We start from the raw sequence: 23,490 nt of genomic DNA on the forward strand, positions 1-23,490 counted from the left end.
TGGCAAGGCTCGGGATCATCCCGAGCAACACCTAAGGAACCGCAATATGAAACTCTATCACTTCCCGCTTTCTGGCCATGCTCACCGCGCACGTCTGTTCCTGTCGCTGCTGGATTTGCCGCATGAGGTTATCGATGTCGATCTCAAAACTGGCGAAAACAAAACGTCGGAATTTCTCGCCATGAATCCGTTTGGTCAGGTGCCGGTGCTGGAAGATGACGGCGTGTTTATTGCCGACTCCAACGCCATTCTGGTCTATCTGGCGAAGAAAAGCGGTCGCAGCGAATGGCTGCCGGAAGATGCGCTGGGCGCGGCGGCGGTACAGCGCTGGCTCACCGTGGCAGCCGGTGATATCGCCTTTGGTCCGGCTGCGGCGCGTTTGATTACCGTATTTGGCCGCCCGTTCAATCCAGAAGAGGTGATTGCCCGCGCGCATCTGGTGCTGTCACGCATTGAGCAGCATCTCGAAGGCCGTGAATGGCTGGTCGGCGATGGCCCGACAATCGCCGACATTGCGCAGTACAGTTATATCGTCGGTGCGCCAGAAGGCAATGTCGATCTCTCCGGCTATCCGGCGGTGAACGCGCTGTTGCGTCGTATCGAAGCGCTGCCGGGCTTTATGCCCTTCCCGCAAACTGCGGCTGGCCTGCGCAGCATCGCCTGAGTCCACCATCATGAGCAAGAAACTATCGGTTTGGCATCAGGGTGAAATCGCGCTGCAGCAGCAGGCGGGCGTGGCGGAACGCATGGCGGACGTCGGCCAGCGCGTAATCCGCGATCACATGCCCGATCAACATCGAGACTTCTACGCACAGCTGCCGTTTATTGTGGCGGGCAGCGTTGATGCGCACGGCGATGCGTGGGCCACGCTACTGGAAGGCCAACCCGGTTTTATCTTCTCGCCGAATGCCAGCACGCTGGATATTGAGGCGCGTCCGCATCAAGGCGATCCGGCGGCGGCGGGCATGCAGGATGGCGCGCCGGTTGGGCTGCTCGGCATCGAGCTGCACACGCGGCGTCGTAATCGCATGAACGGCGTGCTGCAGACGATTGGCGGTGGCTTTCGCGTGCAGGTGGAGCAGAGTTTTGGCAACTGCCCGCGCTATATCCAGCTACGTGATTTTCACTATGCTCGCGATCCCGCCGAGCCTTATCGCGGAGAGGTGGAAACCCTGAGCGCGCTGGATGATGCCGCCCACGCCACCATCGCTGCAGCCGATACCTTCTACGTCGCCACCTATGCCGAACGTCAGGTTGATGCCTCGCATCGCGGCGGTAAAGCGGGCTTCGTGCGCGTCAGCGAAGATGGCCTGATGACCATTCCCGACTTCAACGGCAACTTGTTCTTCAACACGCTCGGCAACATTCATCAGAATGGCAAAGCGGGATTGCTGTTTGTCGATTACGCCAGCGGCGACACGCTGCAACTGAGCGGCGATGCCGAAGTGATTCTCGACTCGCCAGAGATCGCCGCCTTTCAGGGTGCCGAACGGCTGTGGACGTTTCGCCCACGCCGCATCGTGCGTCGTCGCGCCGCTCTCGCCTTGCGCTGGTTCACGCCGCCGGATGGTATCGCACCCAGTTCGCTGATGACCGGCGACTGGCAAGCTGCCGACCAGCGCCTGCGTGCGGTGGAGCTGGCAGCGCGCTGGCGACCGTTCAAGGTGATGAAGGTGGTGGATGAGAGCGCCACCATCCGCTCGTTTCATTTACTGCCGGATGATGGCGCGGGTTTATTGCCGCATCTGGCGGGTCAACATCTGCCGATTCGCGTGCAGCTGCCTGGAAGCGAAAAGCCGCTGATGCGCGCCTATACACTTTCGGTCGCGCCGTCGGATGGTTTTTACCGCATCAGCGTCAAGCGCGATGGCGTGGTTTCGTGCTACCTGCACGATCATCTCCACACCGGAGATACGCTGGAAGCGCGTGCGCCGGCGGGTGATTTTACTCTCGACGCCAGCGAACCGCGTCCGGCGGTGCTGCTTGCCGCTGGCGTGGGCATCACGCCGATGCTGGCGATGCTGCGACATCTGATATACGAAGGAGTGCGCAAACAGCGCCTGCGCCCTACGTTTCTGTTTCAGTCGGCGCGCAGCAAAGCCGAGCGCCCTTTTGTGCGCGAACTCGACCAGTTGCTGGCGGCGGCGCATGGCGCGGTGAAGCTAGTGCGCGTGCTGAGCCAGACGGCGGACGCAGAAGCGGATATTGATTACGATTTTGCCGGCCGCATCGATATGGCGCTGCTCTCACAGGTGCTGCCGTTTAACGATTACGACTTCTATTTGTGTGGTCCACCGCAGTTTACCCAAGCGCTGTACGACGGGCTACGCACCTTCAATATCGCCGATGATCGCATTCACGCCGAGGCTTTTGGCCCGTCGTCGCTGCAGCGTTCCCGCGATGTGGTGGCCGAAGAAAACCCGCTGTTGCCGGTGGCAACGCAATCGGTGCCGGTGAAGTTTATGGATTCGCTGAAAGAGGCACGCTGGACGCCAGATGCCGGTTCGCTGCTGGAACTGGCGGAAGCGCGAGGCCTAAGCCCGACGTATAGCTGTCGCGCCGGACATTGCGGCAGCTGTAAAACCAAACTGCTGCAAGGTGCGGTGACTTACCCAACGCCTCCGAGCGCGCAAGTGGCGGATGATGAAGTGCTGATCTGCTGCGCAAGACCGGCGCAGCAGGAAGGTGAAGTGCAGGTGATTCAACTGGCGTTGTGAGAAACGAGGTTTATCGCGCTTTGCCTTTATAGATGGTAATACTAATTTTCATTAAAAACTCATGGCAAGCCCCACGCCATATCCCTGCGTATTATTTCCGAACATATAACGTGCCACTATTCGTGTACGACTGATAAAAACCGGATATTTACTACTATCAAGCTCGAGCCCAACACCTAATGAATTTAAACTATCGAATCCTAATTGGCCACGCTGCTCACCCAAATACTCAGTGCGTGCAGCTTCAAGCACATAGCGCAAAGGACTGCCTAATAACGTCCAATCTGAAATTGGAGCACGACGACGCAAATAGAGTCCGAGATTTTCCGCCGTAGCACTCCCACTTACCGCATCAGAAGTATTGCCGAAACTATTGAGCTCTTGGTATGAGTAGCGCAACTCAACATCAATATCCTGCTCTTTGCTAAATAATTCATAATCCAGCATTAGCGATCCCCCCAAGCCATACGCATTGAGCCGGCCACCATCCAGAAATTTGTAGTCTGCATCATTAAATTTTTTTTGCAGAACAAAAGCGCCAATACGCAGATCACTGGCCATTGTACCTAAGGTGAAATTTGCGATGGGTCGCAGCACCCAATTGCCGCCGAGCTTATCCGTATGAAGTTTTATATCCCAGCCAATACCGCCAGTCGCAGTTAAGCTATTCCATTTAACCGGAATTTTGCGGCTTTCATTGCCATTAGAAACAACAAATTGAGGATCATAACGGCTGTAACCGAGTGTACCTTCGAGATAGAGAGGAAATTCTTCACTAAGCGTTGCACCGCCGCCAAACTGCGTAATTGAAAGCGAGTTTTTTTCTTTGGTGTCAGCACCGATATTGAGGTCACTTGCGGTGACATCCGGTACCACCGTGTAGCTCATCAGAGAAAGAACGGCATTCGCGCGACTTTTTAGAGGGGTATCATCTGCAGCAAAACTGGTATAACTCGTTAAAAGCATTACGCTAATTTGAATAATTGTTATACGAGACAAGAAAAGAGCCATGTTTTACCCCAGATGTCACACCTCATGAGTGATGTTTTCTTATTGCATTGCAGCACCGCATATTTACTAATCAATCATTTACTTTATTTTAGACCGACCTTTCTAATCGAAGGTTATTTTCATCATTATTTTTCCATAAAGTGACAATAATAATAATAAGTATTCACTTATTGATAAGCGTTTGATCGAATGTCGCTCTCGGAATCGGTGATGATGACTTTAGTGATTATTATTTGCTATGTAAGGTAATTATTGAAACCTGGAGAATTTAGAAGTTTTTTCACTAGCGATGACTAAGGAACGAAATTAGGTCACAACGTTAGATGCCTCCCCTTAATGAACTCTAACAAATATTGGCACTGAACCCTGCCAGGCAAGCCTTCAATGATGTTCCGAGGATAAATTGAGGTTGTTACCAATGGCTCAAACACATGCCCGCTGGGTAGTTAAATGCGCATTCTTCCTTCTGGTATCGCTTGTCGTGGGGAGGTCACTCGGTGGCGAAGAAACCTACATTTCTCACGATTTCGCCCGGAAGGTGGCTGTATTGATAACCGGTGAATCCAATATCGAACCCCTCTATGACGCCTATTTCTACATGGATTTTGCCATCGTGTTGTTGGAGCAGATGTTTGAGAATCTGTCTTTGCCCTGACTGTCATCAATGATTTCAGCCGATACGCCACTGAACCCGGTTGGCGATAATCTGGCACTACAGGGTATTAAGCCGAATGAGCGCGGTGTATTAATGGATCTCCGTGATCGTGTTGGGCATACGTTAGGGGTTGGCGAAACGCTGCTGAAAGAGTTGCTGATCACGTAAGATATTCGACACGGCAGATTCACATCCTTTTAAGAAAGAATATTATTTTTTCCAGAACAGCCTCAACCTAATGCAACGAACGTGAATGACAGCTCACAGCGAATAGCGGACCTTTTCTCTGGATGAGAAGCAGATTTAGAATCATGTATTAAGTCGCAGTCATCCATTTATATATTCGTTTCAGAGCCCTTCCTCTATAAGCATCAGGATCATGAATCCCGCAAAAAACATAGCGGTTCCAAGTGGCGTATCACGATCACCTTTGTGAGCTTCCACCAATAGTTCTTCTGTCACCAGATAGAGCAAAGCCACGAGACCAAATGAGAGAAAATAGGTCAGCCAGAACTCGCCCAATTGTGCCACCGGCGTGCCTAACATGGAACCGATTGGTAGTAGGAGCGCGATACCGGCTATGGCAACCAGCACTCTCATTTTGCTGCCCAGCAAAGCTTTCAAATTGCCAACGACCGAAAGCCCAAGAAAAAGGATTTCAAGCGTCAGTGCCAGCGTAAGCATAATGCCGGTCTTCGCGCCTGCAGCGAAACTGATGCCCAATACTAAACCGTCAATAAAGATGTCTATGCCGATGGCTATCAGCATGCCTGATTTACTGGCCATGTAGTGGTCAACTAAAACTGGCCACCGCTTTAGAGTTTTTCCAGTATCGGTATTCCGATTCGTTCGGTGGTAATCCACCGTTATATTCATGCGGCCTGAGTGAGCTGTAATACCCGACGATATAGTCTGTGATCGCACGAGCTGCTTCGCTGAAGTTAATATAACCAGTCACCGGCACCCACTCGTTTTTTAGGCTTCTGAAAAACCGTTCCATTGGGCTATTATCCCAGCAGTTTCCACGACGGCTCATACTCTGTTTTATCCGGCATTTCCACAGCAACTGGCGGAACTCCGTGCTTGTATAATGACTGCCTTGATCACTATGGAACATCACACCAGATGGCCTTCCTCGCGTTTCCCATGCCATTTCCAGCGCTTTCATGGTCAGTTTGCTGTCGGGCGAGAATGACATTGCCCAGCCGATTGGTTTTCGGGAAAACAAGTCGAGGACAACGGCAAGATAAGCCCAGCGTTTGCCGCTCCAGATATAAGTGACATCGCCACACCAGATTTTGTTGGGTTCCGCTACAGCAAACTGGCGATCAAGCGCGTTTGGGATGGCAACATGTTCCTGGCCTCCTCGCTTATATCTGTGCTTTGGTTGCTGGCAACTGACTAAGCCTGCTTCCTTCATCAGCCGCCGGACAAGCCAGCGTCCCATCCTGCGACCACTGAGCGTTGCCATTGCCGCAATGCTTCTGGTGCCCGCCGAGCCGTGGCTGGCACTGTGTAGCTCCCGGACCAGACTGCGCAGCTGTACCCGCTCAGCATCGGGTTCAGCAGGACGACATCGCCAGTATTTAAAACTGCTTCGGTGGACTCCAAACACATGGCATAGCAGCGCCACAGGATAACGCGCCCTGAGTTCGCTGATTAGCGAGAATTGTTCAGGGAGTCTGACATCAAGAGCGCGGTAGCCTTTTTTAAAATATCGTTCTCCATTTCAATGCGTTGAAGCTTTTTCTTTAATTCACGTATTTCGATTTGTTCAGGTGTTATGGGGGAGGCTTTGGGTGTTTTACCCTGGCGTTCATCACGAAGCTGTTTTACCCAGCGCGTCATCGTGGAAAGGCCAATATCCATGGCTTTAGCGGCTTCAGCCACGGTGTAGTTCTGGTCGAGAACAAGCTGAGCGGATTCACGTTTGAACTCTGCACTGAAATTTCTTTTTTTCATTCGGACACCTGTGTTGTTCTGAGGTGAGCATATCACCTCTGTTCAGGTGGCCAAATTCAGTAAACCACTACACCACCTTCTCTCCGTAGTGTTGAATAAGCATCATCAGAACGACACCTGTCACACCTCCGGCAATGACTGCCATCATTGAATGCTGTTTTAGCCCTGGTAGCACTTCGGTAGCTGCTGCTGAGAAGATCACTCCAGCGGTAAAGTGATGTATCAGACTCATGGTTTTTTCGCCGGGCTGGCGGAAAAGCGCAGCACCGGCACCCGCTACAGCAGCGCTGACAGGAAAGAGGGTGTAAAGTAGCGTCATGAGCATGCGAAGGTCCTTTGGATGATAGTCAAGTTCCAGCGAGGAAGGGATATCACGATGTCAGGCTATTATTTACCAAAAGAAAGGCACGAATCATCGCGCCTGACATCGCTACTTGCTGAGTCAAATAGCGTTAAGAAAGAGAGGGAGTTCTTTAGTTAAGCAAACCCAGATGTTCAACGAGGATCGAGCTGCCAATACCGATAAGCACCAGACCGCCGAGAATTTCCGCCCATTTACCAATTTTTGCGCCAAGAAATCTACCCAGCAACATGCCGCTTGCCGCCATCAGTGTTGTCGCTGCACCGATCGTCAGTGCCGTCACCACGATGTTTACCTGCAGAAATGCCAGCCCTACGCCAACTGCCATGGCATCAAGGCTGGTAGCAATGGCTGTCGTGACAAGAAGCCAGAAACCATGACGATGTTGAACCACTTCTGGTTCGTTTGGATCTTTTCGGATGCCTTCCACGATCATGCGTGAACCCAGCACAAAGAGGAGTATGAACGCCACCCAGTGATCCCAGTTCATGATGAACTGGCTGGCCGCAAGCCCAATACCCCAGCCAATTACCGGCGTAATCGCTTCAATTATCCCGAAGATAAGTCCTGTGCGTAGCACTTCTTTAAAAGGTGGACGATGAAGTGCGGCACCTTTGCCAATGGCGGCGGCAAAAGCGTCCATCGACATACCAAAAGCCAGAATGATCACAGCATAAAAGCTCATAACTGATTCCAGGGACAGCTCTCGAAATGGAAAAAGAGAGCGTTAGATTTTAATAGGTCGCTATCCTGCCATAAATTAACAAATAAAAAAACCTTAAAATTCATCATCTTATAGACACGGCTAAGTTTAATAGCCCGTGCTATAGATGCCTGCAAATCAATCAGATTGGGAACTTTTTACTGGGCCATGAATGGCAATTGCCATTTAGCCCTTAATCTTGAGATAAGAATTGGCTGATATAGTGAGATAACTTTTCAGGTAGGAACCAATCAATGCTGAACAAATATGCTCGCCCACAAATCTATTTTCACTGGCTAACGGTACTACTACTCATCATTGCTTACGCCACAATTGAGTTACGCGGATTGGCAGATAAAGGTACCTGGCAGCGTAATGCTGTCATCATCACACATTTCTCCGCCGGTTTTTGCGTGCTGATTTGTATGGTTGCTCGTCTGTATATGCGCAGCCGCTACATTACCCCTGCCATAACGCCGCCGGTGTCGCGCTGGCAGACCGGGCTATCGCATCTCGTACATTCGCTGCTTTATGTGCTTTTCATTGTTTTACCTGTGCTGGGCCTGACGTCACGCTATCTGCGCGGCAAAGAGTGGTCACTGTTTGGACTGAATATGCCGGTCGCAACAATTCCCGATCCCGCCACAGCGTCAACACTCATTAGCTGGCATGAAACGTTAGCGCCATTGGGCTACTGGCTGATCGGTCTTCATGCGCTGGCGGCCATCTTCCACCACTACTTTCTGCGGGATAACACTTTGCGCCGGATGATGCCCTAAATAGACGGCTTTACTGATAGCGAATGTGAAGGATCGCATTATTTTAAAGCCGGTAATGAAGAATGGTCGGTTCTCTTCTCAAATCTATTAAAAAGAAATACGGCACGTGAGCGTTAATGAAGCCTGGTAACAGGATGGGCATTGTAATTGGCGTAAATAATACGCTCAGGTTGCAGGCCCAATTCTTCCACGAATCTGCCGAAGCGGTGCCCATCGCTGGAGCCGCGATGGGCAAAATAGAAAAAATCTGCCAACGCCCTATGCAATTAACGCCGGGTCTGCAGTCGAGAAGCGGAAGTTTGAAGTGGCTCTCACCTCTGATGAAGGTATGACTTAAAATTGCGGTGTTAATCAATGTGGCGCAAGTCATATAACTGGGATGCTTCGCGGTGTCGCGCTAGCACGTTTTATCGCCGTCAGCCCAGCGCTTGATATCAATTATCTTTGGCGACCGAATTCCCGTGCTCAAGACGTTCTTGGTTGTATACAGGGAGACCTGTGCGTTGTCACCATGCCGGCTTTCGATCTCAATTAGCGTGTTATTTATCAACAATCCCTGTGAAAGGAACTTTTGATTAATCTCCCCTGCTTTGCGCTCACCATCAAATTCGCTCAGTACGATGACCGGATTTCCTGAATATGCCTCATATTCGAGGCACTGTCTTGCCATGTACCTTAGGGTTCGATAAGTATCAGATGAGCCTGCCTTGTTCACGAAACTGCCGTCAAAAGAGGATTGGCTGCTTTTTAGTTCACTGACCGTAATAGCGCACCCGCTGAGTGAGAGCGAAATTAACAGGCTTGCAAGAACAACGTATTTCACGTTTAACTCCATCATTCAGGTAACGGCCATTCGCCGGGGCGGATCAACGTTGTCTTTGCTTTCAGGCGGACTTGTGATTTGGGAAATCAACCGAAACCATCAGCCCACCTTCTGCCGACGTACTGAGGCTTACGCTGATGTTGTGTTGCTGCGCAACGGCTTTAACGATGGCAAGCCCCAGCCCACTCCCGCTTTGCATCTGGTTAGGATCCCGAAAAAATCTGTCAAACACGCGCTCCCTCAATTCAACGGGAATGCCAGGCCCTGCATCTGAAACACGTAACTGCGTGGATTGATTTAAGGATCGTAATTCCACCTCAATGCTCCCGCCCCAGGGGCTATACTTCACGGCATTTTCAACTACGTTATCGATAAGCGACATCAACCGTTCCCTGACGCCAGTCACCCAGATTTCCTCTTCGGCGTAAAATTCAAGTTCAATCCTGCGTTCCGCCGCGAGCGGTACCAGCCCGGCCATGCGTTCTTGTATCAGTGTTGTCAGCGGCAAAGGCTCCATAACCATGTCAATGCGCGCTTCACTGTGCATCAACAGCAGCAACTGATTGACCAGACGAGCCGCACGGCTGTTGCTGCGAACAATGCCCGCAAGCAACTCTTTATGGCTGTCACTGCTCACATAAGACTCCAGCGCCTCAACATTGATTCGCATCGCCGCCAGAGGGGTACGTAACTCGTGAGCAGCATCGGCAATGAAAACGCGCTCCCGTTCAGTGCTTTCCCGCACCCTGGCAAGAAATCCATTAACCGCGTCAACCATCTGACGAAGCTCCCTGTGCTTTGGCACTGCTTTTAAGGGCGAGAGATCGTCAGGCGTGCGCAAGGACACTTCATTTACCACCTTATTCCATGGGCGCATTGCAATGCGGATCGACAGCCACGCGGGGAACAAGAGAAAAGGAATGCATACCAGCAGCGGCATCACGTAGTAGCCACGCGAGTTCAAGTAGATAAAGAAATTCCAGCCTCCAGCAGGGGTGATAAGCGTGACCTCTGTGTCGGCGTTCCCGGACTTTAAGGTACGGCTGTTCCAGGCGCGACCATCACTCTCCACTCGCTCAATTTTTCCATAACGGCTATTTATCACTCCGACTGGCGCACCATCAGAGGCATAAATTATCTCTTTATTCTCGCGTACGATAAGGCTGATTGAGAGTGCTGGATCTTCACCGCCGCCATAATTTTCCCGTACTGCCTTACTTAATGCAGCCAGCACATACGTTCGCTCCTGCGGGCGATCGTCCATACTCTTAACCACCGTAAAAATGGTTTCGTACGTCTTACTGCCCGTTAATATCGGCGGACTTCGTAAGTCCTCCCACAAAACGTAAGTCAGAAAAAGACACCAGAGCAGAGTGAGCAATAGCATCTGCGCTACCATAATTCGCCGTACGAACGTTGGGGTTCTCAGATGGCGCCAGACATTTCGCATCAACCTGCTCCCTTCTGAATGGCTACGGTATCAATGACATACCCAACGCCCCTCACCGTTCGCACATAGCCTTCGCCGATTTTGCGACGCAAATTCCCCATATGCACATCAAGCGCATTACTCATATTTTCTTTTGCGCCGAAGATCCTTTCTTCCAGAAAACTACGAGTCAGCACGCGGTCAGTGCGTAACATCAACGTTTCAAGCAGCGCGTATTCACTTGCCGTCAACTCAACATGCCGTGCATTCACGGTCACGCGTCGTGTGGGCACAAACAGTGATAATCCGCGAAGTTCTATCGCCTCGTTCTGAAAACCATAACTGCGGCGCGCAAGCGCTCTCACCCTCGCCAGCAACTCGGCGAGAACAAACGGTTTGACGAGATAGTCGTCTGCACCCGCGTCCAGCCCGGAAAGGCGATCGTGCAGTGTGCCTCGCGCCGTCAGGATGATGACGGGAATGCTCTTAAGCTGCTGACGCAAGCACCCCATCAGGCTCATGCCATCGCCATCGGGTAATCCGAGGTCGAGCAACACAAGTTCAGGCACACAGACATCAAGCTGACGCTGCGCATCCTCTTTGCGGCGAACCCATATAACATCAAACCCTTGATCTGCAAGGGCAATACGTATGCCGTTACCGAGATCCAGGTCGTCTTCAATTAGGAGTATTTTCACAATGGTTACGGTATCAGCAGTGAATGAAGAACGTCTGAAGAAAAAAACGGTATCAGGAAATCTATCAGCTTTGCAGCATCTGTGGTTGCTTCACCCTTTCTTCATTTTTGGCTCATGAGAACTTTAGCGGGCGCATCCAAAATGAACGTTCTGGCGGTTACAACCCGCTTGCATCGTAATCATTTGAATGCATAAGGACTTCTTTAATGAGAAATAGCACACTGCGTCATAAGTTCCCCCTTTCACTCACGGGGTGCAGCCTGAAAAAAATGTTGTCGGGCGCAGTCCTGGCGTTACTGGCCACCCCGATACTGGCGGCAGCACAGAATCAGGGCAACGCGTTGACGGTGGGAGGCGGCGCGAACGTGACGCCACGCTATTCTGGTTCGGACAAAAGCCGCGTCACGACTTCCCTGGTGCTTGATTACACCATGGAAAATGGTTTCTTCGTCAGCTCCACGCGGGGCATCGGTTATGGCAATAACATCGGCAAATTTGATTACAACGCGGCGGTGAGCTATCGCGCAGGCCGTAAGGATCGCGACGTGGACAGTGACTCCCTCAGCGATGGCAGCGACTATTTGCGTGGTATGGGCGATGTCAAAGGCTCGGCTCTCGGTGTGCTTGGCCTGGGATACGGGGTGACCGACTGGCTCAATTTGCAATTGCAGGCTGAAGTGCCATTTTCTGAACAAAACAATGGCACGGCACTGCATTTTGGCATTCATAGCCCGCTTTATACTTCACCGAATAATACGGTAACGCTGGCGCTGACCGGCAGTTGGGGGACGGACAAATACATGCAGACTTACTACGGAGTCAGTGCATCTCAATCGGCCGCATCAAGGTTTATCCGATATGATGCCGGATCGGGAATTTATGCCTGGTCGATGAATCTTGACTGGACACACAAGTTCAATGAAGACTGGAGCGTGATTGCCGCAGCAGGCGTTACGCAGTTAACGGGAGATGCGCGCAATAGCCCGTTTGTGCAACGAGAAACATCACCCACCGGAAGCCTGCTGGTAACATACCGCTTCTGATCGTTATTCAATGTGTGTTTCCCGCCAGCTTAGGGCACTAAGCGGACACGCAGACATCGTAGCGGCGATTTTAAAGGATGTCGGTCATCCATTCAGTAAAGGCACGCACCGTGGGAGAAAGGAAGCGTTGATGCGGGTATAGCAAAGTGACCGGGACTGAAGGCGGCTGCCAGTCGGCCAACACTTCGACCAGCGCCCCCTTCTGCAGATGTTCAGAGACAATATTCTCAGCAAGCTGCGCCAGTCCGAAGCCTTCAAGACACATTTTTATATAAAGACCCGTTTCATTCACAGCGGCGTTTCCATTTACTGCTACAGACCGTGTTTCATTGCCACGAACAAAATGCAGTTCATTTACGCGCCGGGTCGAGGCGGAAAAATAATGGATCGCACGATGCTTTAGCAACTCTTCAGGTGTCTCGGGAATCCCGTATTCATTGAGATAGTCTGGAGAGGCACAGGTTATCCATCGAAACCGGCCAAGCGGTCGGGCAACCAGCGAGGAGTCATTGAGCTCACTGGTTCTAATCACACAATCCACGCCCTCCTGAACCAGATCGACTTGTCGGTCACTTACACCGATCATCAGATAAATATCCGGATAATGTCGGTAAAAATCCTTGAGCTTCGGCATAACAATGAACTGAGCGATCCCACCGGGCATGTCAACTCGTAGACGCCCCTGAGGACGTTTGACAGACGCTGCAAGGCTGGATTCCGAGTGTTCTATTAATGACAGGATCTCCCGGCACTGTGCAAGATACTGTAGGCCTTCAGGGGTGAGGCTGACGCGCCTTGTCGTCCGGTTAAGCAGACGCACCTTCAGGTATTTCTCCAGGTTTTTAATCGTACTGGTGACGGTGGAAGAAGGCAGTGACAGTGTTTCTGCAGCGCGTACAAAACTCCCGGCTTCAGCAACCCGTGTGAAAACCTGCATAGCCTGAATCCGATCCATCGTGTTTCTCCCGGATGAAGTTAGTCTGATTGTTCGGGAATTATGAATTATGAAAACGTTTTACGCATCTTTTTAAGGTCAATGGCGTGGCGTATCGTTTCCCCATTAATCAGAAAAGAGGCCGGTTTAATGACCGATTACATCAGAAATATTATTCATAATCAGAATGTCACTTCACAGGCCACGTTGATTCGTGGCGCTACCCTACTGAGCATGGACGAGAACGTCGGTAACATTGAACGCGGTGATATTCTTATTAACGGCTCAATGATTACCGCAGTGTGCCAGCACCTTGAAGCCCCGGGTGCGCAGGTCATTGATGCCACCAACATGATCGCCATGCCGGGAATGGTCGATTCTCATCGTCACGCATGGGAAGGACAGCTGCGCCGAATTAACCCAAACGCTACCTGCCTGGACGACTACAGCAACGCCACGCACTTCTCCTTCGCTAAATATTACCGTCCTGCCGATATCTATGTTGGCAATCTGCTGACGGCGCTGGGCGCGATTGACGCGGGCATTACCACGATGATCGATAACTCACACAACAGCCGAACCGCAGCGCATTCCGATGCCGCCGTCGAAGCCTTGCTTGATGCCGGCATTCGTGCCATTCATGCTTCCGGCGCACCGGTTGCTGGCGAATGGGATAAAGCGCACTGGCCGGGAAACTGGCAGCGTCTGCAGGATAAGTATTTCAGCGACAACCCTGAAAGCCTGGTCTCTCTCGCCGTCATGGCTCAGCTGGAGCCGGAGTTATGGGCCGAGGCCCGCAGGCTGGGACTGTCGATTGTCACTGAGTTCTTTGGCGCTGAGATGGGGTCTGAACTTGAGTCGCTGCATCAGCAGGGGCTGCTGGGTCCGGATAATATTTTCAATCACTGCACGGCGCTGCCCGACCGGGGATGGAAAATTCTCCAGGAGGCCGGTGTCCGGGTTAATGTCTGCCCGCGCTCAGATTCGCACTATGGCATCGAAAGTGGGATGTTCGCCATTGAGGCCGCGCAGCGTCATGGCATCAATCCTGGCCTGAGCGTAGACAATGAAACCTCGTACAGCACCGATATGTTTATGGAGATGCGCGTCGCCTTTTACCTGCAGCGCGTGATGGGCATGCATCAGCAGCAGTGCTGCGATTCTGAACATGCGCTGAAAACGCTTCCGGCGGCGCAACTTCTTAAAGCTGCGACTCTTGATGGCGCTGCCTGTGCAGGGCTGCAGGACAAAGTGGGCAGCCTGACGCCGGGCAAACAAGCCGACCTGGTGCTGATTAGCGTCAGTGATCTCAATCTTTACCCGTCCGGCAATGCCTTTGGCACGGTGGTTCATGCCGCCGAGCGCAGCAACATCGATACTGTCATGATTGGGGGACGCATCGTTAAACAGAACGGTAAGGTGCTGGGCGTAGACAGCGCGCGACTACGAGCGGCGATTGATGAGTCGCGTGAGCACCTTTTTGCAGCCTCTGGCTACCAGCCTGACATTTTTGCTGACACCTTCCTACCGCTGGTGCAGGCCGACTGACCAGGATGAAAAGTATGGGTATGATCTATTACGTAATCGCGTTTGCCGCAGGTCTGGGGATCACCCTGCAGACGCCCCTGAACAGCCAGCTGGCAAAGGGGTTGGGCGGCGGCCCGGTCACTGCGGCGTCCGGTTTCGTTACTCAGGCTGGGGGGTATGGTTGTCATGCTGTTCGGACTTGCCGTCATGCTTTTCGGCGATCGGCTCTCTGCACGTTTTCTGCAGTAACAGCGTTATCCACTTTTGCCATCGTGCAGGACCTTTCATATCTGAAGGATTATCATGTTTTCAATTGCAGCTGAGGTCAGGAATACGCTCGGAGAGTGCCCGCTGTGGTGTGAAAGAACTCACCGGCTCCTTTGCACTGACTTAACGAGGCTGGCTTTCTATAATCTCAACAGCAGGTTAATTAGTCCAATAGCCGCCTCTCCGGGAGACACCGGCACCAAACTCACTCACCTTTAAAGCCAGAACATGCGGGAAGGACGTTTTTGTCATGCTGTTACAACGTATCCATTAATTCTCCAAGGGAAAACATTTTGTCCAGTTGTAATTGACCTTAGCCAATATAAGTTCTTCGGCAACATCGCCGAAATTCATAGCCTGACGTTCAATGAAAAATTGACGCACGGTTGCAGGTAAAAAAGCAGCGCGGTAGCGCAGAATTGTGCTGTGCCAGAAGGGGGCGGGTAAAGGGCCACCGGTGTGCCGCGTCAGCAACTCATTATTCCACTGTGAATCCAGAACTTTTTCACAAAACGACCGGCGCATATCTATCGCAGAACAATCAGGAATCCCAGCAAGCAATAACTGACTGGGCAACGCGACTAACCGGAGTTGCCGGATAATAATTTTTTTCGCGTGATATTCGGTCCAAATATTCGTTAATTGATCCACTTTCTCTGGCAATGGTTCGTTCACTTTATACAGGGGAAGGGTCAGGGGTAAGAAAGTAAAATGAAAACCCTGAGTTGGCAGCGTGTCGGCGAGAGAATCATCCTTTGTGAGACCATTCAGTTCATCAATTAGCTGTGAGACACAATCTGGCACAGTAGGCTTAATGCCCGCTGCAAGAGCGAGTTTTAGCGGATCGTAATAGTGATCTTTTTTGCTATCCCCAATCCCACGATTTTTCATCCAGCTAGCGATAGTGTTCTGGTTTGTAGAAAGATACATCTTTTGCAGGCTTTCTGATTGCATAACAGACCTTATGATAGAAGTGTGAAAACAGGTAGCAGATGGCCAATCATATTTCTTTCAGCCATAGCTGTCGTTGTGTATGAATCGTAAATATATAATTTAGACCGCACTTAATTTTAATTTTTCCTGAAAATCTCCCGGCACTTATCGTGAAGAAATAAAACCAGGATATAAGATAGTTAGATGATAATTTTCCAAGCCCAGCAGGTAATCTCATGATCTTAAGTGCCAATCACGTCGGTTTTTCAGTTAAAAATGTTGAAGAATCATTATTCTTCTGGACTCATATTCTTGGAGGTAAAGTATTACGCGAAGGAAAAATGTCTGGACCGATTATTGATGAAGTAACAGGCGCAAGAGGTGCTGATGTACGAATGGCTTTGCTTGAACTGGCTGGGATGAAAATCGAATTACTGCAATACAATAACATTGAACAGCCAGAAGAGCCCTCAGCACCCTACATTCCTGGCTACGCTCACCTTGCGTTTATAGTCGAGGATCTTGATACGCTTTTGAGCAAAGTTTCGGACTATGGCTGGAAGACGCCAGGGAAACCTCAGACAGTCCTGGCAGGGCCCCTGCAGGGGACCAGAGTAATATATTTACAAAGCCCCGATGGTCAAACGCTTGAATTGATGGAATGCAGTCAATGAAGTCCACATGTTATGACCCGTTAACTTCTTATTAGAAAGTGATACTTGCAATGTCCGTTTCTGGCACTTAGCGGACATTTTGGGGCTTCTTATCGAATTAGAGTATTGAACTCAAATGGCCGTTGAAATGATGTTCGCAGATATGGGGACAATAGATTAAAAGTATTAGCCAGGGATAAATAAATTGGTATCGATCAATGCTGAATAATCAACGTGTAGGGAAGGAAAGGAGGCAGTGGTTGAGATTAGCAAACGCAGAAAAGCAAAAACCCAGCCATAAGCTGGGTTTTCAGAATGTTGGTGCCCGGACGCGGAATCGAACCACGGACACGGGGATTTTCAATCCCCTGCTCTACCGACTGAGCTATCCGGGCAACGGGGCGCATTAAACCCTACTCGCGCGGCACCGTCAAACGCTTTTCGGCAAAAATCAGCTGACTGATGCCTTTTACAGCAACCTCCAGACCAACAGGTAAAAATTTATTCACCTATCGCTGCTATAGGTGAATTTTTAATCTCTTGTGCCGATAACCGTGCTGACATCCTATACCAATAATAAGGTTCGCCCCATGTTCAGCACAATTGCATCAGGAATCTTGTCACGTCTTGCGTGGCAGAAGCGCAGTAATAGCATGGCAACGCTCAGTTCGCTGCAAGACGCTATCGCTATGATTGAATTCACTCCAGAAGGAAAAATCCTCACCGCTAATGAGCTGTTTCTCGAGCGTATGGGTTATTCGCTCAAAGAGATCGTCGGCCAGCATCACAGCATGTTCTGTACCGCAGATTTGCTCAACTCGCCGCAATACCGCGACTTCTGGCGACGCCTGAATCGCGGTGAAGGCTTCAGCGATAAGTTCCTGCGCGTGGCAAAACACAGCCGCCCTATTTGGCTGGAAGCCAATTACGTGCCGGTGCAGGATCGCAGCGGTCGGGTGATTAAAATCATCAAGCTGGCGAGCGATATCACCGCGCGCATCATGGATGCACAAGAGCAGCGCGCCATGACCACCGCGATTGAGCGTTCGATGGCGGTGATTGCCTTCAATCTCAAGGGCGAAGTGTTGATGACCAACAACAACTTCCTGAAAACCATGGGATACAGCGCGTCAGAAGTGATTGGTGTACATCACAGCCAGTTTTGTCCTCCGGAGATGCGTAATAGCGACGAGTATCGCCGTTTCTGGCACAAGCTGAATCAGGGCGAATTTATCTCCGGCCAGTTCCAGCGCGTGAATAAACGCGGCCAAACGGTATGGCTGCGCGCCACATACAACCCGGTATTTAACGAAACCGGCGAGCTGTACAAAGTGGTGAAGTTCGCCACCGATGTCACCGCGCAGGTGGAGAAGAATCAGCAAGAGCGCGAAGCGGCGCAGCAGGCGTATCAAACCGCGCTGCAAACCAGCGAAAGCACGCGTCTTGGTGCCACGGTGATTGAGAATAGCGTGCAGACCATGAATGATTTGGCCGGCGAGCTGCATGGCATTTCCGGCGATATCAACGATCTGAGCGAATCTTCAGACCGCATCGGCGCGATTGTCGAGAGCATCCGTCGGATTGCCGATCAAACCAACCTGCTGGCGCTTAACGCGGCGGTGGAAGCGGCGCGCGCCGGTCAGCACGGTCGTAGTTTTGCCGTGGTCGCCAATGAAGTACGCACGCTAGCGGCCAACATCAACCGCGCCACCACCGAGATTGAGAACAGGGTGCAGCAGAACCATACGCTGGCGGAGAAAGCACTGAAAGGTATCGCATCCAACCTGAAACGTGCCGATCAAGGCGTGGTGCTGGCGAAGGAAGCCGGTGGCATGATGGCGGATATTCGCGGCAGTTCCAGCGAAGTGGTGCGCGCGATTGGGCACGTTACGGCGGCGCTTAAGGAAGAGTGATTTGTGGGCAGGTCGCCATGAATGGCGACCCTATGGATCATAAAAGTGTCACAGGGGCGCAGTAACCTAAGATAATTCCTAATCAACGTCAGATTCTTCTATGCAGCTGCCTGATTTACGCGCAGGCCTTGCCTCCTTGTCGAGTCGTTCTCGTGCGCGTTCGCTGTGCATTGCCGTGCCGTTTGTCAGTCCCGCGATGGACAACACTGCAGTGATGGCGTTGTTTACCGAGCACAAAGATCTGATTGGTTTGCCGGTGATCGAAAACGGTACGCCGTTTGGCATGATCAACCGCCATATCTTCCTGTCGCAAATGTCGCGCCCGTTTTTCCGTGAACTCTACGATCGCAAAAGCTGCATCGCCTTTATGGATAAAGAGCCGCTGGTGATTGATGCAGATACCGAGCTTGATCAGGTAGCGCAGCAAGTGGTGGCGACCGGCGATAAATCGGTCACCGACGGCTTTATCCTCACCGAGCAAGGCCGCTACATCGGCATCGGGCTGGGTATCGATCTGATCCGCACCGTGTCAGATTTGCAGCATCAACAGCATCAGCAAATTTTGCAGAGCATCGATTACGCGCGCGTGATTCAGGACGCGATGCTCGATCGGTCCAGGCAGCAGATGGCGCAGCAGCTCAGCGATTGGTGCCTGCACTGGCAGCCGCGCGATGGCGTCGGCGGCGACTATTACGCTTTTCATCAGGATCAACACGGTTGGCTGGCGCTGATTGCCGACTGCACTGGCCACGGCATTCCCGGCGCGTTTATGACGGTGATCCTGCAATCGGCGCTGGAAAATGCGCTGCAGCAGAATCGGCGTGGGCCGTCCGACGTGCTGCAATCGCTCAATCGCCATATCAAGCAAACCCTTGGCCAGCTCAACGCTTCACAGCAAACCTCGCTGTCGAACGACGGCTGCGATGCCATCGCGCTGCGTCTGGATAGCGAAAATCATCAGCTTTCATGGTCGAGCGCGCGCATGCACGCGTTGCTGCATAGCGCTGGCGGCGAGGCGGAATCGCTGAAGGCCGACCGCGTTGGCGTTGGCTATACCGATACGCCGCAGGATTACGTCTGGCCGCAGCAGCAACGCACGCTCAATCCCGGCGACATGCTGCTGGTGATGACCGATGGCGTCACCGATCAGCCCGGCGGTGAACGTCACATTATGTTTGGCAAAAAGCGCATCCAGACGCTGCTGAATCATTATCAAACGCTGCCGATGCCGGCGCTTTCCACGGCATTCGAGCAGGAATTTCTTCGTTGGCAAGGCAACCAGCCGCGACGCGATGACGTCACCTGGTTTGGCTTCCGCTATTAGAGTCACGTTATGACACCAGCTTCGAACCTCAGCCGCGTCCCACCCGACAGCGTGGCGCTGCACTACACCGGCCTCTTTTCGCCGCAGAACATCACCGCGATGGGCGAAGTGATCAAAGTGTTTCTTGAGAATCAGCAGGCGCCGGTCAAAGTGCGGCGTCGCTTGTTCTCCAGTTTTGTCGAGATCGTGCAAAACATCCTGCGCTATTCACAAGACAGCCGCAGCACCAGTCACGCCGAGCAGGATTTCCGCTTCGGCACGGTGACGCTGCACGTTGAAGGCGACAACTACGTGCTGGAGAGCAGCAATCAGGTGGATGAAGTCGCCTGCGAGCAGCTGCGCTACTGGCTCGATCTGCTGCGCACCATGAGCAACGAAGAGATCAAACAGGCGTATCGCGTGGGATTGCGTGCCGAGAGCCCCGCCACCAGCAAAGGGGCCAACATTGGATTATTAACGCTGGCGCGCGACGTCAGCGAACCGCTGGAGTATGAACTGCGTCCGTTGGCCGCCAACGGTTACGCCACGTTTTGGCTGAAAGCCACCATTCACCAGGATTGATCGATTGATGCAAAACCTTGTTATTGCTGCCACAGAGAGCACGCCCGAAGTGAGTTTTGATTTTGCCGCCGGTCAGTTTGCCCTGCGCGGTGAATCCTGGCCGGAGAACGCGGCGGCGTTTTACCGTCCGCTGCTGGACGCCTTAGAGAACTGGCAGCCGCAGCCGGGCGGCGATGTTGAAGTGAATATCGCGCTGCGCTACTTCAACAGCTCGAGCACCAAAATGCTGTTTAGCCTGTTTGATCTGTTTAACCAGCTTGCGCAGAGCGGACAAACCGTGGCGCTCAACTGGTTCTTCGACGCCGAAGATGATGTCTCCGAAGAGTTTGGTCAGGAGCTGGCGCTGGACTTCACCGATCTGCAGGTGAATCTGCAGGCGGAAATGGCATCGTGATGGACCTCAACGAGCTGTTCCGCGAAGAGAGCGATGTGCTTAATCGCTCGCAGGATGTGGCGGCTCAAACCACGCTCAGCGCTGAGGATTATCGCGATGCGCTGCTGATGGTGAATCGCCATTATCAGCGCCTGATGCGTGAAACCTATCGCATGATCTCGCGCAGCGACCGCGCCGAGCGTGAGCTCAATCGCGTCAACGAACAGCTGCATCAGCTGGCGCAGGAGCTGGAGTATAAAGCCAGCCACGATCCACTGACGGCGGTGTGGAATCGTGGGGCGATTATTCAGCGCATTACGCAAACATTGAGTAACGGCGCAGCGGCGCTGATCATTCTGGATATCGACCACTTCAAACGCATTAACGACGAATTCGGTCATCCAATGGGCGATAAGGTGATTTGCGCGCTGGTGTCGCGCATTCAGGCGCACTGCCCGGCAGAAGCCAGCATTGGGCGCATTGGTGGCGAAGAGTTTACCGTGCTGCTGCCGCACTATCGCCTATCCGATGCGGTGATTGTGGCGGGCGCGATTCACGCCTCGCTGAATGCTTCACCGTTGGCAGTGTTGCCCGGCCAGCTGGTGACCGCCAGCCTTGGCGTCAGCTACGGCAAGCCGGGTTCCGATTTCGAGACGTTGTATAACAATGCCGATGTGGCGCTGTACGACGCCAAAAATCACGGCCGCAATCGGGTGTTCTTCCGCTGATTATTTTGCCACTGTCGCCACCGGCGGCGGCGTGGCTTCCGGCACAAAGATGTGGTCGAGAATATTGCGCATCAGCGGCGCCGCCGTGACGCCTTCGTTGCCACCGTTTTCCAGAATCAACGCCACCGCGACTTGGGGATCGTTAAACGGCGCAAACGCGGTGTAGAAGATATGGTCACGCAGGCGCATTGGCGTCATTTTGGCGTTATAGATCTGGTTCTTTTTCAGGCTGAATACCTGTGACGTACCCGATTTCGCCGCTATGCCGTACGGCGCGGTGTGGAAGTATTTGTAGCCGGTGCCGTTTGGCGCATTCGCCATGCCGAACATGGCATGGCGCACCAGCGACCAGTACGGCGATTTGGCATCGCCAATCTGCGGCTGCGGCAATTTTGCCTGATACGGCTGCACCACCGTGCCGCGCTGCGATTTCTCCAGCAGATGCGGATTGATGACGCGGCCATTATTCAACAGTGCCACCAGCGCTTTCACCATCTGAATCGGCGTCGCCACCCAATAACCTTGCCCAATCCCAACCGACACGGTATCGCCCTGATACCACATCTTTTTGTGCACTTTTTGCTTCCATTCACGGCTTGGCAATAATCCGGCGTACTCTTCGTTGAGATCGATGCCGGTGGATTTGCCGTAACCAAACTGGCTCAACATGGTGTGGATGCGATCGATGCCCATCATGAACGCCACCTGATAGAAGAAGCTATCCGCCGACTCTTCGATGGCTTTCGTCACGTCCAGCATGCCGTGACCGGTTTTTTTCCAGTCGCGATATTTACGATCGGTGCCCGGCAGCGTCCAGGTGGGCGCGCCAAATATCGTGAAACTCGGCGTGATGACTTTGGTCAGCAGCGCCGACATCGCCATATAAGGTTTTACCGTGGACGCCGGCGGATACAAGCCTTGAGTGACGCGGTTGATCAGCGGCAGGTCTTTATTCTGCAGCAGGGTTTTATAGGCTTTGTAGCTGATGCCTTTGACGAACGGGTTGGGATCGTAGCTCGGCGCGGACACCATCGCCAGCACGCTGCCGTCGTGCGGATCTTCAATCAGCGCCGCCGCACGTTGCCCGGCCAGTTGGCTCTCGACGTATTGTTGCAGATGCAAATCGAGCGTCAGCGTGATGTTCTGACCGGCCACCGGCGGCACCTCTTTCAGCACGCGCACGATGCGGCCGTGGTTATCCACTTCCACTTCCTGATAGCCGGTTTTGCCGTGCAGCAGCGATTCGTAATAGCCTTCAATGCCCTGCTTACCGATGTTGTGGTCCGCCGCGTAGTTCTCGCCAACGCCTTCTGCATTCAGGCGTTTGTAGTCGTTATCGTTGATTTTCGAAACGTAGCCGAGCACGTGCGCCAGGTCGGCACCGTACGGATATTCGCGGTCCTGATAGGTATCGACGGTAACGCCGGTAAAACGGAATTGATTGACGGCGAAGCGCGCCACTTCTTCGTCAGTCAGTTCCGCTTTCAGTTCAACCGGCTTGTAGCGGCTGTTCTGTTTGAGCTCGTGCTCGAAGGTTTCAATCTCTTCCGGCGTGAGATCGACAATCGGCGTCAGCTCCTTCAGCGTTTCCTGCATGTTGTCAATTTTGTACGGCGTGATGTGAATGTCATACCAGCTGACGTTGCGCACCAGCGGAATGCCGTTGCGATCAAAGATCAGCCCGCGCGTGGGCGCGATGGGGATCATTTTGATGTCGTTCTCGTTGGAACGCGTCTGGTAATAGCTGTGCTGATCGACCTGCAGGCGATACAGGTTGATGCCTAAAATGGTAAAGCAGATGACAACCAGGGCAAAAGCGACAATCGCACGGCGGGCAAACAGCTTTTCTTCTGCTTCGAAATTACGGAAATTCATCAGGTGGGCTTAGTCTCTTTGTTATCACGCTAATGATAAGCAGAGATTGCTTTAGAGCCAGCACGAAGATGCACAAGCCTGGGTAAAAGTGTGTCAGATGTTTACGGGATGGTGCGGTCTGGTGCCCTCACCCCGGCCCTCTCCCACGGGGAGAGGGAGAAAAACGCTCCGATCTGTCCCCTCTCCCGCTTGCGGGAGAGGGTTAGGGTGAGGGAAAAAGG

Annotated in this window: 24 protein-coding genes, 1 tRNA gene and 1 pseudogene; 14 read left to right on the forward strand and 12 right to left on the reverse strand. The window is 52.4% G+C overall.

Annotated elements, in window-relative coordinates:
* The first annotated feature begins 46 nt into the window (after positions 1–46).
* Complete coding sequence (locus tag NQH49_RS16020; RefSeq protein ID WP_256697385.1) at positions 47–664, forward strand: glutathione S-transferase family protein; 618 nt, start codon at positions 47–49, stop codon at positions 662–664.
* 10 nt (positions 665–674) lie between these two features.
* Positions 675–2,717 (forward strand): 2Fe-2S iron-sulfur cluster-binding protein, encoded by a 2,043-nt coding sequence (locus NQH49_RS16025; RefSeq protein ID WP_256697386.1) that lies wholly within the window; start codon positions 675–677, stop codon positions 2,715–2,717.
* 51 nt (positions 2,718–2,768) lie between these two features.
* Here the strand turns inward: NQH49_RS16025 and NQH49_RS16030 are convergent, their stop codons facing one another.
* Positions 2,769–3,683, reverse strand: coding sequence for a hypothetical protein (locus NQH49_RS16030; protein WP_372340037.1), 915 nt, complete (start codon positions 3,681–3,683; stop codon positions 2,769–2,771).
* Between the two features lie 463 nt (positions 3,684–4,146).
* On the opposite strand from NQH49_RS16030, the gene NQH49_RS16035 reads away from it, so the two are divergent.
* Both NQH49_RS16035 and NQH49_RS16040 read left to right on the forward strand, forming a co-directional pair.
* A complete protein-coding gene (locus NQH49_RS16035) occupies positions 4,147–4,383 on the forward strand; it encodes a hypothetical protein (RefSeq protein ID WP_256698478.1) in 237 nt (78 codons plus the stop codon).
* A gap of 9 nt (positions 4,384–4,392) precedes the next feature.
* On the forward strand, positions 4,393–4,551 hold the full coding sequence (locus NQH49_RS16040; protein ID WP_256698479.1) for a hypothetical protein: 159 nt from the start codon (positions 4,393–4,395) through the stop codon (positions 4,549–4,551).
* Positions 4,552–4,731: 180 nt separating this feature from the next.
* Here the strand turns inward: NQH49_RS16040 and NQH49_RS16045 are convergent, their stop codons facing one another.
* From NQH49_RS16045 to mntP, 4 genes are all read right to left on the reverse strand, one after another.
* Positions 4,732–5,169: a ZIP family metal transporter gene (locus NQH49_RS16045; protein WP_256697390.1), complete on the reverse strand. Its 438-nt coding sequence runs from the start codon at positions 5,167–5,169 to the stop codon at positions 4,732–4,734.
* Between the two features lie 7 nt (positions 5,170–5,176).
* A protein-coding gene (locus tag NQH49_RS16050; protein ID WP_192415075.1) for an IS3 family transposase occupies positions 5,177–6,345 on the reverse strand; the annotation gives its coding sequence in 2 pieces (ribosomal slippage) (positions 5,177–6,096 and positions 6,096–6,345; 1,170 coding nt in all).
* A gap of 67 nt (positions 6,346–6,412) precedes the next feature.
* A complete protein-coding gene (locus tag NQH49_RS16055) occupies positions 6,413–6,670 on the reverse strand; it encodes a ZIP family metal transporter (RefSeq protein ID WP_256697391.1) in 258 nt (85 codons plus the stop codon).
* Positions 6,671–6,818: 148 nt separating this feature from the next.
* Positions 6,819–7,391 (reverse strand): manganese efflux pump MntP, encoded by a 573-nt coding sequence (gene mntP, locus NQH49_RS16060; RefSeq protein ID WP_256697393.1) that lies wholly within the window; start codon positions 7,389–7,391, stop codon positions 6,819–6,821.
* 272 nt (positions 7,392–7,663) lie between these two features.
* Between mntP and cybB the strand changes: the two genes are divergently transcribed.
* A complete protein-coding gene (gene cybB / locus NQH49_RS16065) occupies positions 7,664–8,188 on the forward strand; it encodes a cytochrome b561 (protein ID WP_256697394.1) in 525 nt (174 codons plus the stop codon).
* A gap of 397 nt (positions 8,189–8,585) precedes the next feature.
* On the opposite strand, the gene NQH49_RS16070 is transcribed toward cybB, so the two are convergent.
* From NQH49_RS16070 to NQH49_RS16080, 3 genes are read right to left on the reverse strand one after another with little or no spacing between them, the layout of a single operon-like run.
* Positions 8,586–9,023, reverse strand: coding sequence for a hypothetical protein (locus NQH49_RS16070; protein WP_372340038.1), 438 nt, complete (start codon positions 9,021–9,023; stop codon positions 8,586–8,588).
* 49 nt (positions 9,024–9,072) lie between these two features.
* Positions 9,073–10,461, reverse strand: a complete 1,389-nt coding sequence (locus NQH49_RS16075; protein ID WP_256697397.1) for a sensor histidine kinase — start codon at positions 10,459–10,461, stop codon at positions 9,073–9,075.
* Positions 10,461–11,138, reverse strand: a complete 678-nt coding sequence (locus tag NQH49_RS16080; protein WP_256697398.1) for a response regulator — start codon at positions 11,136–11,138, stop codon at positions 10,461–10,463. Before NQH49_RS16080 ends, NQH49_RS16075 begins: the two co-directional genes overlap by 1 nt.
* Positions 11,139–11,344: 206 nt before the next feature.
* Here NQH49_RS16080 and NQH49_RS16085 point away from each other — a divergent pair, with 206 nt between their 5' ends.
* The gene (locus NQH49_RS16085) at positions 11,345–12,181 is read left to right on the forward strand and encodes a MipA/OmpV family protein (protein WP_256697399.1); all 837 of its coding nucleotides are present in this window, start codon (positions 11,345–11,347) and stop codon (positions 12,179–12,181) included.
* A 70-nt stretch (positions 12,182–12,251) separates the two neighbouring features.
* Here the strand turns inward: NQH49_RS16085 and NQH49_RS16090 are convergent, their stop codons facing one another.
* Complete coding sequence (locus tag NQH49_RS16090; protein ID WP_256697400.1) at positions 12,252–13,136, reverse strand: LysR family transcriptional regulator; 885 nt, start codon at positions 13,134–13,136, stop codon at positions 12,252–12,254.
* Positions 13,137–13,265: 129 nt separating this feature from the next.
* Here NQH49_RS16090 and NQH49_RS16095 point away from each other — a divergent pair, with 129 nt between their 5' ends.
* Positions 13,266–14,663, forward strand: a complete 1,398-nt coding sequence (locus NQH49_RS16095; protein WP_256697401.1) for an amidohydrolase family protein — start codon at positions 13,266–13,268, stop codon at positions 14,661–14,663.
* 14 nt (positions 14,664–14,677) lie between these two features.
* Positions 14,678–14,891: pseudogene (locus NQH49_RS16100) on the forward strand (hypothetical protein).
* A 288-nt stretch (positions 14,892–15,179) separates the two neighbouring features.
* On the opposite strand, the gene NQH49_RS16105 reads toward NQH49_RS16100, so the two are convergent.
* A complete protein-coding gene (locus NQH49_RS16105; RefSeq protein ID WP_256697402.1) occupies positions 15,180–15,863 on the reverse strand; it encodes a hypothetical protein in 684 nt (227 codons plus the stop codon).
* Positions 15,864–16,078: 215 nt separating this feature from the next.
* Between NQH49_RS16105 and NQH49_RS16110 the strand changes: the two genes are divergently transcribed.
* Positions 16,079–16,516 carry a VOC family protein gene (locus NQH49_RS16110; protein ID WP_256697404.1) on the forward strand — a complete coding sequence of 146 codons (438 nt, stop codon included), beginning with the start codon at positions 16,079–16,081 and terminating at the stop codon, positions 16,514–16,516.
* 298 nt (positions 16,517–16,814) lie between these two features.
* On the opposite strand, the gene NQH49_RS16115 is transcribed toward NQH49_RS16110, so the two are convergent.
* Positions 16,815–16,890, reverse strand: a tRNA-Phe gene (locus NQH49_RS16115).
* A 195-nt stretch (positions 16,891–17,085) separates the two neighbouring features.
* Here NQH49_RS16115 and NQH49_RS16120 point away from each other — a divergent pair.
* From NQH49_RS16120 to NQH49_RS16140, 5 genes are all read left to right on the forward strand, one after another.
* Positions 17,086–18,408, forward strand: coding sequence for a methyl-accepting chemotaxis protein (locus NQH49_RS16120; protein WP_256697405.1), 1,323 nt, complete (start codon positions 17,086–17,088; stop codon positions 18,406–18,408).
* Between the two features lie 100 nt (positions 18,409–18,508).
* Complete coding sequence (locus tag NQH49_RS16125; RefSeq protein ID WP_256697406.1) at positions 18,509–19,732, forward strand: SpoIIE family protein phosphatase; 1,224 nt, start codon at positions 18,509–18,511, stop codon at positions 19,730–19,732.
* Positions 19,733–19,741: 9 nt separating this feature from the next.
* Positions 19,742–20,293 (forward strand): SiaB family protein kinase, encoded by a 552-nt coding sequence (locus tag NQH49_RS16130; RefSeq protein ID WP_256697407.1) that lies wholly within the window; start codon positions 19,742–19,744, stop codon positions 20,291–20,293.
* Between the two features lie 7 nt (positions 20,294–20,300).
* Entirely contained in the window at positions 20,301–20,687 is a 387-nt protein-coding gene (locus NQH49_RS16135; protein WP_256697408.1) for a DUF1987 domain-containing protein, read from the forward strand.
* Positions 20,684–21,394: a GGDEF domain-containing protein gene (locus tag NQH49_RS16140; RefSeq protein WP_256697409.1), complete on the forward strand. Its 711-nt coding sequence runs from the start codon at positions 20,684–20,686 to the stop codon at positions 21,392–21,394. Before NQH49_RS16135 ends, NQH49_RS16140 begins: the two co-directional genes overlap by 4 nt.
* On the opposite strand, the gene mrdA is transcribed toward NQH49_RS16140, so the two are convergent.
* Positions 21,395–23,269, reverse strand: coding sequence for a peptidoglycan DD-transpeptidase MrdA2 (gene mrdA, locus NQH49_RS16145; RefSeq protein WP_256697410.1), 1,875 nt, complete (start codon positions 23,267–23,269; stop codon positions 21,395–21,397).
* Between the last annotated feature and the right edge of the window lie 221 nt (positions 23,270–23,490).

Origin of the sequence: Pantoea trifolii (genome assembly GCF_024506435.1) — a bacterium.
Taxonomy (GTDB): Bacteria; Pseudomonadota; Gammaproteobacteria; order Enterobacterales; family Enterobacteriaceae; genus Pantoea; species Pantoea trifolii.